This is a genomic window from Paenirhizobium selenitireducens ATCC BAA-1503 (genome assembly GCF_000518785.1).
Taxonomy (GTDB): domain Bacteria; phylum Pseudomonadota; class Alphaproteobacteria; order Rhizobiales; family Rhizobiaceae; genus Allorhizobium; species Allorhizobium selenitireducens.
Genome location: NZ_JAEG01000020.1, coordinates 25,035 through 37,175, shown reverse-complemented (window position 1 = coordinate 37,175; position 12,141 = coordinate 25,035). Strand labels below are relative to the sequence as shown.

The 12,141-nt window shown below is 60.7% G+C and carries 12 protein-coding genes and 1 pseudogene; 11 read left to right on the top strand and 2 right to left on the bottom strand.

Going from position 1 to position 12,141, the window contains the following annotated elements:
* Positions 1–253: 253 nt before the first annotated feature.
* Entirely contained in the window at positions 254–1,285 is a 1,032-nt protein-coding gene (gene tehA / locus L867_RS0119835; protein WP_028738477.1) for a dicarboxylate transporter/tellurite-resistance protein TehA, read from the top strand.
* Positions 1,286–1,681: 396 nt separating this feature from the next.
* On the opposite strand, the gene L867_RS0119825 is transcribed toward tehA, so the two are convergent.
* The gene (locus L867_RS0119825; protein WP_028738476.1) at positions 1,682–2,425 is read right to left on the bottom strand and encodes an SDR family NAD(P)-dependent oxidoreductase; all 744 of its coding nucleotides are present in this window, start codon (positions 2,423–2,425) and stop codon (positions 1,682–1,684) included.
* 294 nt (positions 2,426–2,719) lie between these two features.
* Between L867_RS0119825 and L867_RS0119820 the strand changes: the two genes are divergently transcribed.
* The 6 genes from L867_RS0119820 (at position 2,720) to L867_RS0119795 (ending at position 8,041) form a co-directional block, all read left to right on the top strand.
* Complete coding sequence (locus L867_RS0119820; protein WP_028738475.1) at positions 2,720–3,334, top strand: glutathione S-transferase family protein; 615 nt, start codon at positions 2,720–2,722, stop codon at positions 3,332–3,334.
* Positions 3,335–3,394: 60 nt separating this feature from the next.
* On the top strand, positions 3,395–5,461 hold the full coding sequence (locus tag L867_RS0119815; RefSeq protein WP_028738474.1) for an FAD-binding oxidoreductase: 2,067 nt from the start codon (positions 3,395–3,397) through the stop codon (positions 5,459–5,461).
* Between the two features lie 128 nt (positions 5,462–5,589).
* Positions 5,590–6,138: a carboxymuconolactone decarboxylase family protein gene (locus L867_RS0119810; RefSeq protein ID WP_028738473.1), complete on the top strand. Its 549-nt coding sequence runs from the start codon at positions 5,590–5,592 to the stop codon at positions 6,136–6,138.
* A gap of 69 nt (positions 6,139–6,207) precedes the next feature.
* Positions 6,208–6,672, top strand: a complete 465-nt coding sequence (locus tag L867_RS0119805) for a nuclear transport factor 2 family protein (protein ID WP_028738472.1) — start codon at positions 6,208–6,210, stop codon at positions 6,670–6,672.
* Positions 6,673–6,701: 29 nt separating this feature from the next.
* Positions 6,702–7,010 carry a hypothetical protein gene (locus L867_RS0119800; protein WP_232363978.1) on the top strand — a complete coding sequence of 103 codons (309 nt, stop codon included), beginning with the start codon at positions 6,702–6,704 and terminating at the stop codon, positions 7,008–7,010.
* A gap of 140 nt (positions 7,011–7,150) precedes the next feature.
* Complete coding sequence (locus L867_RS0119795) at positions 7,151–8,041, top strand: LysR family transcriptional regulator (RefSeq protein WP_028738470.1); 891 nt, start codon at positions 7,151–7,153, stop codon at positions 8,039–8,041.
* Positions 8,042–8,130: 89 nt separating this feature from the next.
* On the opposite strand, the pseudogene L867_RS25850 reads toward L867_RS0119795, so the two are convergent.
* Positions 8,131–8,564: pseudogene (locus tag L867_RS25850) on the bottom strand (LysR family transcriptional regulator); the annotation flags it as partial.
* Between the two features lie 113 nt (positions 8,565–8,677).
* Here L867_RS25850 and L867_RS0119785 point away from each other — a divergent pair.
* The 4 genes from L867_RS0119785 (at position 8,678) to L867_RS0119770 (ending at position 12,129) form a co-directional block, all read left to right on the top strand.
* Positions 8,678–9,673: a zinc-dependent alcohol dehydrogenase family protein gene (locus L867_RS0119785; RefSeq protein WP_028738469.1), complete on the top strand. Its 996-nt coding sequence runs from the start codon at positions 8,678–8,680 to the stop codon at positions 9,671–9,673.
* Positions 9,674–9,715: 42 nt separating this feature from the next.
* Positions 9,716–10,549 (top strand): oxidoreductase, encoded by an 834-nt coding sequence (locus L867_RS0119780; RefSeq protein WP_028738468.1) that lies wholly within the window; start codon positions 9,716–9,718, stop codon positions 10,547–10,549.
* 176 nt (positions 10,550–10,725) lie between these two features.
* Positions 10,726–11,208: a nuclear transport factor 2 family protein gene (locus L867_RS0119775; RefSeq protein WP_028738467.1), complete on the top strand. Its 483-nt coding sequence runs from the start codon at positions 10,726–10,728 to the stop codon at positions 11,206–11,208.
* A 465-nt stretch (positions 11,209–11,673) separates the two neighbouring features.
* Positions 11,674–12,129 carry an RrF2 family transcriptional regulator gene (locus L867_RS0119770; protein WP_028738466.1) on the top strand — a complete coding sequence of 152 codons (456 nt, stop codon included), beginning with the start codon at positions 11,674–11,676 and terminating at the stop codon, positions 12,127–12,129.
* The last annotated feature ends 12 nt before the right edge of the window (positions 12,130–12,141 follow it).

The following is a 12,141-nucleotide window of genomic DNA, read 5'->3' as shown; positions in this document are numbered from 1 at the left end:
GGGAGTGTCGCTGGATCCGCTGCGGTCAGGCGGCGGCCCGTGGGCTCGGTTGTCGACGCGGGAACACTTAAGGGACGATCGGGGCGGGGCATTGTAAGAAGGGGGCGGAATCGGCGTGCAGTTTTACGTATTCAAGCCCGCGGACATCGTTGAAGATCACTGATTCTTCCAAGAAAACCGCACTCAGCGGCCATAGATCTCCTTTCGGAAGTGCGGAGCGCTTGCGTGAGCGCGGTTTAGGTCGAGGTCATCCATGCGTATTGTAACATCAAGATCGCCGCTGCTTTCAGGCATGGCGGTCCCGTTACCCCCTGCTTCGTTCTTCGGCATTGTCCTGGGGATCTCCGGACTCGGCAGCAGCTGGCAGTCTGCTCCGCCGGAATGGAATATGCCGCCCGAGATTGGACAGACGATCAGCCTCATCGCCGTTGCCGTGTGGCTGGTTGTGACCGGGCTTTACGCTGCGAAGTGGCTGGTCGCCCCGGCAGAGGCTCTTGAGGAAGCACGACACCCCGTACAATGTTGTTTCATCGGGCTTGCCGGCGTCGCTACCATGTTGGCGGGGCTTTCGCTTCTTCCCTACAGTCACTTTCTGGCAGCAATCCTTGTTTTCGCCGGCGCCACGTTCTCCTTGCTGTTTCTGCTGTGGCGAACCGGGCGGCTCTGGCGCGGCAATCGCGAAACCACCACCACGACACCGGTTCTCTATCTCCCTTCCGTGGCCGCATCGTTCGTGGCCGCAACGGCCGCTGGCACGTTCGGCTACGGGGATTGGGGCCAACTGGCTTTCGGGGCCGGCTTTTTCTCCTGGCTTGCGATCGAATCCGTGCTTTTCAACCGGATGCTCACCGCTCCAGAGATGATAGAGGCGCTGCGCCCGTCGCTCGGGATCCAGCTTGCTCCACCCACTGTCGGCAGCGTGGCTTATCTGAGCCTAACGAACGGACCTCCGGACATGTTCGTTCGCGCCATGTTGGGATATGGGCTCGTTCAGGCCCTCCTGTTGCTGCGGCTTCTGCCCTGGATCATGAAACAGCGGTTCGTCGCCTCCTATTGGGCGTTCAGCTTCGGCGCTACTGCGATCTCGACTGCCATGTTACGAGCGGTGGCGAGAGGCGAGGCTGGAGCCATAGCCGCGCTTGCTCCCATAACCTTCATAGGCACAAATCTCGCCATCGCGATGCTTGCGCTTGGCTCGATCCGGCTCATGCTGCGCGGAGAGTTTCTGCCCAGGCCCTCGCACAGCCAGGCCCAACCGCTTGCCGGCTCGAACGCAAAATCCTGATGGGTGAGCGATCGGACAGGCAATGCCCATTCATTCAGATGGACGATCGAACCTCCGCGATCGTTCCTCGGACCGTCGACTGATCGATCGCATCGTGCACGGGAGACCCCGCCATTTCGGTCGTGATGCCGGCCGCGGCGCGCCGGCCGTCTCCAGCGCTTGCCCAGATCAGCATGTCGACGATCGAGCCATCGCCCTCCTGGCAGATACGGCGGGAGATGAAGGCGGGTCGCCGCTTGAGCCATGGATTGATGTCGGCGTTCGCCGCCAGGAGAAGTTCTCGAGCGTGAGCCCTTTTGTCTGGCGGAAAGTGGAAATCTCAACGGCCTCTCTCATTTGGTCTTCTCCTGTGCCGTGGTGTGAAGATTGCCGGATCAAGTGCTGTCCTCGCGCCACTCAGATGATGTAGCCGCCCGAGATCTCGATCGTCTGGGCATTGATCCAGCGATTGTAGTCGGACAGCAGGCTGGCGACCGCAAGCCCGACGTCATCGGGCTCGCCGACCCGTCCGAGCGCGATCTGCGATGCCAGCAGCGCCTCGAACTCCTCATTCAGGCCGCCGCCGAGTTCGGTGCGGATCGGACCGGGCGAGATGGCATTGGCGCGGATCTTGCGGGCGCTGAATTCTTTCGCCATGTAGCGGGTCAGCACCTCGAGCCCGCCCTTGAACGCGGCATAGGGCGCCACGCCCGCCGTGGCGACGCGGCTGGTCGCGCTGGTCATGTTGAGGATATGGCCCCCATCCGCCATCAAGGGCAGCAGCGTCTGGGTCAGGAAGAACGGCCCCTTCAGATGAACTTGGAACAATCCGTCGAATTGCTCCTCGGTGACGGTCTCGATCATGTTGTAGAGACCGTAGCCGGCGTTGTTCACCAGAAAGTCGAAATCCGGGCGATCCCAGACGGACTGGAGGGCTTCCCGCACCTTGTCGCGGAAGGCCGGGAAGCTTGCGCTGTCAGTCACATCGAGCCGGAGCGCCAGCGCCTTCCCGCCAGTGGCTTCGATGGTCTGGATGACCTCATCGGCGCGCTGCCGGTTGTTGTTGTAGGTCAGGATGACGCCCATGCCTTGCCTGGCGCACTGAATGGCGGCGCTGGCTCCAAGGCCCCGGCTTCCGCCTGTGATGATGGCGATCTTCATTGGTCACTCCTTCGATTGGGTGCCCACGAGATAGCGCCAGTCGCGGCTTGGTGCTTGCACGAAGCTGTTAGATTTTTGCCTGTTTCTGTGTCCCGCTTGCCAGGTGCGGTTGGTTTGTCCGTGAGGGTTAGACTGTTGCATGCAGGTCAACTGACCCTTCGCGTGCAACGACGATTGTTGCGTCATCTGTAACTATGAACTGCGAAACGCGGCCATTCTCGACATCAACTACCTGTAGCATCTTCGCACTGCGGATCGGGAATGAACCCATCCAGAATTTCGCAGGAGCGCGCGATGAAACTTTATCACCACCCTCTCTCGGGTCACTCACACCGAGCCCGCTTGTTCGTTTCGCTGCTTGGCTTGCCCCACGAACTGGTCGAGGTTGATTTGATGGCAGGCGCACACAAGAAGCCTGATTTTCTGCAGCTAAACCCATTCGGGCAGGTGCCGGTGCTAGACGACGATGGCGTCGTTGTCTCTGACTCCAACGCCATCCTGATCTACCTCGCAAAGAAAGCCGGCCGCGTGGATTGGCTCCCCGAAGACCCCCAAGGCTCCGCTGCTGTTCAGCGCTGGCTGTCGGTTGCTGCCGGCGAGGTCGCCTATGGTCCCGCGGCCGCACGTCTGATCACGATCTTCGGTGCCAAGTATAATCCTGAAGAGGTTATCGGTCGCGCCCACGCTCTTCTCAGCAAGCTCGAAAGCCAACTCGCCGCTCGTGACTGGCTTGCCGGTGATCGGCCGACCGTAGCGGATGTTGCGATCTACAGCTACGTGGCTCGGGCGCCGGAAGGAAACGTCGACCTTTCCGACTATCCTGCCGTCAACGCATTTCTTCGCCGGGTCGAAGCGCTGCCAGGTTTCGTCCCGTTCGACCAAACGTCGATTGGCCTTGCGGCCGCTTGAGGCCCGAATTCGGGCGCGCGGCTGCGTGCGCCCGATCCAACTGTTCTTGGGAGTCGGGAAATGAGCGAGATCTTGAAGAAACTGACAATCTGGCACGAGGGTGAGACGTTTATTCAGGAAAAGGTCGGCGTAGTTGAACACATGGCGGCTGTCGGCCAGCGCGTTGTTCGGGATTTCATGCCGAATCAACATCGCGACTTCTATGCGCAGTTGCCATTTGTTGTTCTCGGCAGTGTCGATACCCGCGGCGACGCGTGGGCCACTTTCCTCGAAGGCCGGTCCGGTTTTATGTCCTCTCCGTCGCCGACCGTCCTTCGCATCGCGACGAGAAGGGATGCCAGCGACCCAGCAAGTGAAGGTATGGCGTACGGTCGGCCAATTGGCCTTCTCGGCATAGAGATGCACACCCGGCGCCGCAATCGCATGAACGGGATCGTTTCGACCGCCCCCGACGGGATCCAGGTTGATGTCGACCAAAGCTTCGGAAACTGCCCGCGTTACATTCAACTGCGTGACTTCGACTTCGTTCGTGATCCAGGCGAGCCATTTGCCGGTACCGTCGAGGAACTGTCTGCACTGGATCACGCCGCACGCTCCATGATCGAGGCGGCAGACACTTTTTTTGTAGCGTCCTATGTCGATCGCGACGACCGACGCCAGGTCGACGTGTCCCATCGCGGCGGCAAGGCCGGCTTCGTTCGCGTTGCCGACGACGGGACGCTTACGATCCCGGACTTCGATGGAAACCTCTTCTTTTCTACGCTCGGAAATATCCTGATGAATGGCAAGGCCGGGCTTCTCTTCATCGACTACGCCAGTGGCGACATGCTGCAAATGACGGGTGACGCTCAGGTCATTCTGAACTCGCCGGAGATCGCAGCCTTCCAGGGCGCCGAACGGCTGTGGACGTTCAAGGCCCGCCGGCTCGTGCGCCGCCTCAATGCGTTGGCGCTGCGCTGGACTTTTCGAGAGGACGGCTGGTCCGCGAACTCGTTGATGACCGGCGACTGGACGCAAGCAGCCAACCGGCTACGTGCCGCGGATCTCGCGACCCGTTGGCGTGCGCTGACCGTCACAAACATCGTTGAGGAAAGCACTTCGATCCGCTCTTTTCATTTGCAGCCGAGCGACGGGGCAGGGTTGCTGCCGCACGTTGCTGGACAGCATCTGCCGATCCGCGTGACCTTCCCAGGCTCAGACAAGCCTGTCATCCGAACCTACACTTTGTCAGCCGCTCCCTCGGACGGGGTCTACCGCATCAGCGTCAAGCGCGGCGGCTCGGTGTCGCAATATCTCCACGACACCCTTCGCGTCGGCGACACCATCGAAGCGCGGGCGCCAGCCGGCGACTTCACGATCGACGCCCGCGCCATCCGGCCGGCGGTGCTGCTTGCGGGTGGAGTGGGGATTACGCCTATGCTCGCGATGCTGCGCCATATTGTTTACGAGGGGCTCCGCAAGCAGCACATCCGGCCGATCATTCTTTTCCATGCGGCACGTTCCAAGCAGGAGCGGCCGTTCGACAGGGAAATTGCCGAGCTTGTTGATGCGGCGCAGGGCGCCGTCAGTCTCATCCGGGTCCTGAGCGACGCGAACGGAGCGGAAGAAGGCGCTGACTACGACGCCATCGGGCACGTCGATATGGCGCTGCTTTCTCGCCGCCTGCCATTCAACGACTATGATTTCTATCTGTGCGGGCCTCCGCAATTTACTCAGTCATTATATGACGGGTTGCGAGGTTATAATATCGCAGATGGGCGGATTCACGCGGAAGCCTTCGGTCCCTCCTCCTTGAGGAGGAGGCTCGATGCGGGACTGGCTGCGCCGGCCCGCCGACCATCATCCACAAAGCCGGTGCCGGTCGCTTTCATGGGGTCGTTGAAGGAAGCGCGCTGGACACCCAAGTCCGGCACGCTGTTGGAACTCGCAGAAGCGCGGGGCCTGGAGCCAGAGTTCAGCTGCCGGGAAGGCAGTTGCGGAACATGCCGCACAAAGCTCACCAAGGGTGCGGTGACCTACATCAAGGAGCCAACGGCGGCGATCGCCGACGGCGAAGTGCTGCTGTGCTTGGCGGTCCCTGCCGAACAGGAGAGCGACGAGGAAAACTGGATCCAGCTCGAACTCTAACGCTTGTCATCAATGCTTCTGACGCAAGAGTATCTTCCGCTTTTTCGACGTTCATCATCAAGCAATACCGGAGCATCTTAATCATGACGAAAGGAACGGCCTTTCGCAATCACCTCAGGGAGATAGACATGTCGCGCATTCCTACACCCGCTACAATCAACGATGCACCGGAAGCGTCCCGCCCCATCCTTGAAGCCATTCAGAAGCAGATCGGCTCCGTGCCGAACTTCTTCCGCCTGGTGTCGAACAGCCCGGCCGCTTTGAACGGTCTGACTGCATTGCAAGGCGCTCTCGGTAAGGGCAAGCTGGCTCCGGCCACCCGCGAGCGGATCGCGCTGACCATGGCCGAAGCCAATGGCTGCGACTACTGCCTTTCGGCGCACACCTACACGGGCGCGAAGTTCGCCAAGCTCGACGACAGTGAGATCGCATCGAACCGCCGCGGCACGTCGAATGATCCAAAGGCCGCCGCCGCCGTTGAATTCGCCCGCGCCCTTGTTGATGCTCGCGGCTCGGTTGCGCCCGGTGAAGTCGAGAAGGTACGGGACGCCGGTTACAGCGATGCAGAAGTGCTCGAGATCATCGCACATGTCGCGCTGAACACCTTCACCAACTACGTCAACGAAGCCCTTGGCACTGAGATCGATTTCCCCCGCATCGATCGCCTTGCCGCATGACGAACTGACGGGTGGTCGCCTGCCCGCGGCCACCCTCCCATCCCTTTTCCGTCGACAAGGATTTATCCCATGTCCCGTCCGCCGCTTCCCCCGTTTGATGAACAGACCGCCATCGAGAAGGTCCGCCTGGCCGAAGATGGCTGGAACAGCCGAGACCCCGCCAAGGTGGCACTCGCCTACACCGCCGACACGCGCTGGCGTAATCGCGCCGAGTTTCTGAGCGGTCGTGCCGAGGCTGAAGCCTTCCTCACGCGCAAATGGAACCGCGAGCTTGAATACCGGCTGATCAAAGAGATCTGGGCCTTCCAGGGCAATCGTATCGCCGTTCGCTATGCCTACGAATACCGCGACGACAGCGGTCAGTGGTTTCGTGCCTATGGCAACGAGAACTGGGAATTCGCCGAAGATGGGCTGATGCGCGCGCGCCACGCAAGCATCAATGAACACCCGATCACGGAAGCGGACCGCAAGTTCCGCTGGCCGCTCGGACGCCGGCCGGACGATCATCCGGGCCTTAGCGAGCTCGGCTTCTAGGCCGAGCTCATTTTCCGGGAAGTACCGCCATGACAGGTTTCAAGCTCGACGCGCGGGCACGATTGTCGATTGCACTCGCGCTCACCGCCGCTGGCGGTGATGCTCTCTTGACCCGCCAACAGGAAGAAGATGCCAAGGCGCTCGGAATGAGCGGCGCGGAAGTCGACATGGCACGAAGCGGCTCAAGCTTTGACTTCCAGGTATCAAGGGCATTAGCTTTGGCACTCGCGCCAAACGACGAACAACGCGAGCGGGCCGTTAGGGCAGGTCTCAGCGTGCATGTCTGCGCGGAAATAGAAGAGATAGCCGCATTGTACAAGAATAGATCTCTTCCATGATCCATCTAATTTATCCGTTGGCCTCCGGGTCATGTCATTGCGAGCATTCTTGAAGCAGCCTTGTGAGGTTCCTTCAGAGGTTGATACGGGTTTGTTCATAATGCCAGAGTTCGAGTGACACTTGCGATTTGGAGGCTCGATTGGATCGATGGCAGGCAATGCGGATTTTCGTCAAGGTTGCTGAGACGGAGAGTTTTGCAGAGACGGCGCGGCACATGCATATGAGCGCGCCAGTTGTGACGCGCACCGTTGCAGCGCTTGAGGATCTTGTCGGCGCCCGGCTGTTCGTTCGCACGACCCGATCAGTCAAGCTGACCGAGGCGGGAACTCGGTATTTCGAAGATTGCCGCCGCATACTGGTGGACATCGCGGAAGCAGAAGCCGCAGCAGGCGGCTCCTACGCCACCCCAACCGGCACATTGGCAATTACCGCGTCTGCGATGTTCGGGCAGATGTATGTGCTACCAATCGTCACTGAATTCTTGAACGCCCATCAGGCGATGCGTGCCAGGACGCTGTTTATTGATCGCCCCGTGAATATCGTTGAAGAAGGAGTGGATGTGGCGATTCGCATAGGCCATCTTCCGAATTCAGGCTTTGCCGCCATCAAAGTCGGTACTGTCCGGCGTGTCATATGCGGGTCGCCCAGCTATTTCGAGCAGTATGGCGTTCCGACGACCCCTCTCGACCTCAAGGATCACCGTATCGCTGCTTCGACGAGCGCCTGGGCATCGCCGGAATGGCGCTTCGCGGATGAACAAAGGGTAACGATCACTCCCGCCCTTCAGTGCGACACGAATGAAGCGGCGATAGCGACCGCCCGTCAAGGTTGGGGATTGACCAGAGTTCTGCATTATCAGATCGGCCCGGCACTTCTCGCAGGCGAGTTGAAAGTCGTGCTCCGCGATTATGAGGAGCCGCCATTGCCCATCCATATCCTCCATCCGGAGGGGCGGCACGCGCCCGCGAAGGTCAGGGCCTTCGTCGACATGGCCGCGGCGCGTCTGAAAGAAAACCGGCTGCTGAACTAAATGCCGACGTCCGGTTCGAACGAAGCATATGGAGCCAAGATTCGTGCAGTTTTTGTCGTTGGCGAGGGCGAATATCTCGCTAGTCTTCCAATGACGAGATCGGCTTCACGGCGTGCGAGACTGTAGAGACGCGGGTCGGTCAGCAGTTCCACTGTGACCTTCGGGTGGAGTTGGGCAAACTCCGCAATACCGGGCTGAGCATGGTTGCGCCGAACCAGTCGGAACATGACACGCGCAACAGACCTTCGAGACCGCCGGCGCTACCGCCCAATTGGCGCTGCATCGAAAGCGCCTCTTCTTCTATTCGGGTCGCGTGCGCAAGCATTGCCTCCCCTTCGTCGGTCAGGACGAAACCGTCGCTGGTCCGCTGGAACAGAGTAACGCCGACGGCTTCTTCGAGCGTCCGGAGCCGCCGGCCCATGGTGGGCTGGCTTTGCTTCAGACGACGAGCCGCCGCTCCGAGCGTGCCTTCGCGAGCGATCGCAAGGAAGATGGGCAAATCGTTCCATTCAAGAGCGCGCATCACAGTTATCCATGCATTTTTGCAGGAGTATCGTGCAATACTTATCATCACCATGCCTGCAAGTTGGGCTCATATCTGAGCAATCAACAAGGAGATATGCCGTGACCAATCCTATGCAGAGCATGAAGGCCGCACTCGTCGAGACAAACGACGGCCCCTTCCGCCTTACCGAAATTGCTCGCCCGACAGTCAATTCCGGCGAGGTTCTCGTTCGCATTCATGCCAGCGGCGTCAATCCGCTGGACACCAAGATCAGAGCGGGCGCGGCAGCCCATGCCCGCCATCCGTTGCCGGCCGTTCTGGGCCTCGACCTGGCCGGTGTGGTGGAGGCGGTAGCCGCCGACGTCACGACTTTTCATCCCGGTGATGAAGTCTATGGGATGACCGGCGGTGTCGGCGGCATTCAGGGCACGCTGGCTGAGTTTGCCTCGGTCGACGCGAGCCTGCTGGCGATCAAGCCGGCGAACCTCACGATGCGCGAGGCGGCTGCATTGCCGCTCGTGACTATCACGGCCTGGGAGGGCCTCGTCGATCGCGCCAAAGTCCAGCCGGGCCAGACGCTCCTCGTGCAGGGCGGTGCCGGTGGCGTCGGCCATGTGGCGGTCCAGATCGGTGTTGCTTTCGGCGCAACGGTATTTGCGACCGATAGCGCGGCAAAGGCTGACTTTATCCGCTCAATGGGTGCAACACCCGTCGATTATGCCAGCGAGTCGATCGAAGGCTATGTCGGTCGCCTGACCGACGGCGCAGGTTTCGATCTGGTCTATGATACCGGCGGCAGCGCCGTTCTGGATGCGTCGTTCCAGGCGGTCAAGCGCTTCGGCCATGTGGTGAGTTGCCTTGGCTGGGGCACGCACGCCCTGGCGCCGCTTTCGTTCAAGGCCGGAACCTATTCGGGCGTCTTCACCCTGGCGCCGCTTCTCAATGGCATTGGACGTGCCCATCATGGCGAGATCCTCAAGGCCGCTGCTGCACTGGTCGAGGCCGGCAAGCTCGTTCCGCACCTTGATCCGCAGGTCTTCTCGTTCGACACGGTGGCTGAGGCCTATGCCGCGATCACCGACCGGACCGCTGCAGGCAAGATCGTTGTTTCCATCGTCGAGGCCTGAACCCGCGCCCGGGCGCGCCCCATCCTCCAAAGGAGCAACAGCATGAAGACCTGGTTCATCACCGGCGCGTCGCGTGGGTTCGGCGCACGGATTGCCGAAAAGGCGCTTGCAAGGGGCGACGCCGTTGTCGCTACGGCCCGTGATCCCGAGGCGATCGCCGAGCGATTGGGGCCTCACGACAATCTGCTCGCCGTTGCACTCGACGTAAACGATGCAGCGCAGGCCAACACCGCCGCGGCGAGCGCCTATGACCGGTTCGGCCGCATCGATGTGCTCGTAAACAATGCCGGATACGGGCTGGTCGCCGCCGTGGAGGAGGCCACGGCGGCAGAGGTGGAGGCGCTGTTTCGTACCAACGTATTCGGCTTGCTCTCCGTCACCCGCGCCATCCTGCCAGTGATGCGGGGCCAGCGGTCGGGACGGATCTTCAATTTCTCTTCGATCGGCGGTTACCGCGCCGGGCCCGGCTTTGGCATCTATTCCGCAACCAAATTCGCGGTGGAGGCGCTGTCGGAGTCGCTTCGTGCTGAGCTCGCCCCGCTCGGCATCCATGTCACCGCCATCGAGCCGGGCTATTTCCGGACCGATTTTCTTGATGTCGCTTCCCTCCGCGTGGGCCAGACCCTCATCGAGGACTATGCGCAGACTGCCGGCGCGGTCCGCGCGGCGGCTGCGAGGATGAATCATTCCCAGCCGGGCGATCCAGACAGGCTGGCGCAGATATTGGTAGATTTCGCCGACGCAGTCGACCCGCCGGTTCGCCTTCCGCTTGGAAGCGATACCGTGGCGGCGATCGAAGCCAAGCACCGCTCCGACGCCGCGATTATCCAAGCCTGGCGCGGGCTCTCCGTTTCAACTGATTTTCAGGTGCTATGAAGTCTAGGCGGTTGGATTGTCGGGCGCGTCGTTTGCTGGCGCTTGATGGAATGGCGACATTGTGAATGGAGATGCCGGACGCGGCGTTGCGGCGCAGTCAAATAATGCAATCTTTATTATTGCGGATACGGATTAATGTAATAGTGTCTATTTCATTATAAGCGGAGCGAACGAGCATGACAGACAGATCAGACATAATCGAAGTGCTCGCGCGTTACGTCCGCGCGGCCGATAACCGCGATCCGCGGGCAATGGCGGACCTTTACCTGCCGGATGCAACGGTGGAAATCTTCTACAGCAACCGCGGGGTGCTCACGAAGCTGGGTGAACTTTCCGGTGCGGAAAATATCGGTGACGCAGTTCGCAGTCTGATGGCGCCCCACCCCGAGCGAGGCTGGAGCCACCATACGACGAGCGACCACATCGTCACCATCAATGGTGACGACGCGACCATCGATGCGCAGTTCATCGTCTTCAATACGGTCGGACAGGAGCGCCCGGCTGGAGGATGGCCCGATGGCGCCAGTGGAGCCCAAGGTTCGATTACGCCCATCGAGTCGGGCTACTATCGCCCGATATTGCGCAGAGTGGACGGCGCCTGGCGCATCGCCCGTCAGGTCATCGTGCACGACCTGCCTATGGCTTTTCCAGGTGCGTGACCGGGGGCGATGCTATCCGTCTTGCCAGCCTGGGCTCGCTGTCGTCACGGAGCGTTGGAAGCGATCAGGGCTGTGATCGCCCCGACAATTCCTGGGCGCCTTGGCTGCGCAACTGGCAACAGCTCCAACGATAAGGGATCCCAGGCCTTTTGCCCGGGCGGGTGGGATCCCCGGCGATAATCTGGATGCGGCTATCTTTTTGGCCTATCCCGCTTGGGAGGAACGTTCCCGGGCGGCCCATCCGCATGGACGGGACTGGGCCGAGATCGAGGCATTGATTCCCGGTGTTGCATCGGCGGCAAAAGGATATGCCGGCCCTTAAGGGGCATCGCGCCGCTGCTCTTGATGACGAAGGGCCTCACCCGGCCAGCGTCGCGTCCGACCATCGAGCGACAATTTGCATTCGGAAATAATGATTATTGCATATCTCTTGCGCCATGACCGCGGGGACGATAGCATCTGCCCATGATCGACGTCAGGTTCGCCACAAACCTCCAGATTCTTCTCAGCCTTGCGCTTGCGAAGGAAGAAGGCCGGCCGCGTCTCACATCGGCTGAGTTGGCGAACAGCCTGGGAGCCAATCCGGCGCTGGTTCGCACGATGCTCGTTCCCCTTGCGAAGCAGGGCATGGTCAAATCTGCAAAGGGCAAGTCTGGTGGCGTGGAATTGGCACGCCCGGCCGACGAGATAACGCTTGGCGAGATTTACAAAGTCTCGTCGCTCAACAAGAGGCTGTTCTCCGCTCGTCGCGGCATCCCCCAGCGCTGCCTCGTGAGCTCGAACATCTCGGTTTTCTTCGACAGGCTCGCGGATGAAACGGAAGATGCCGTCATCCACGTCCTGAATCAGAGGACGCTTGGCGAATGCTTCGAAGAATTGAAAGCGTTGCACGACTTGTCTGCCAACAAGGCCAAGGCTTGACCGGCGCTGCAT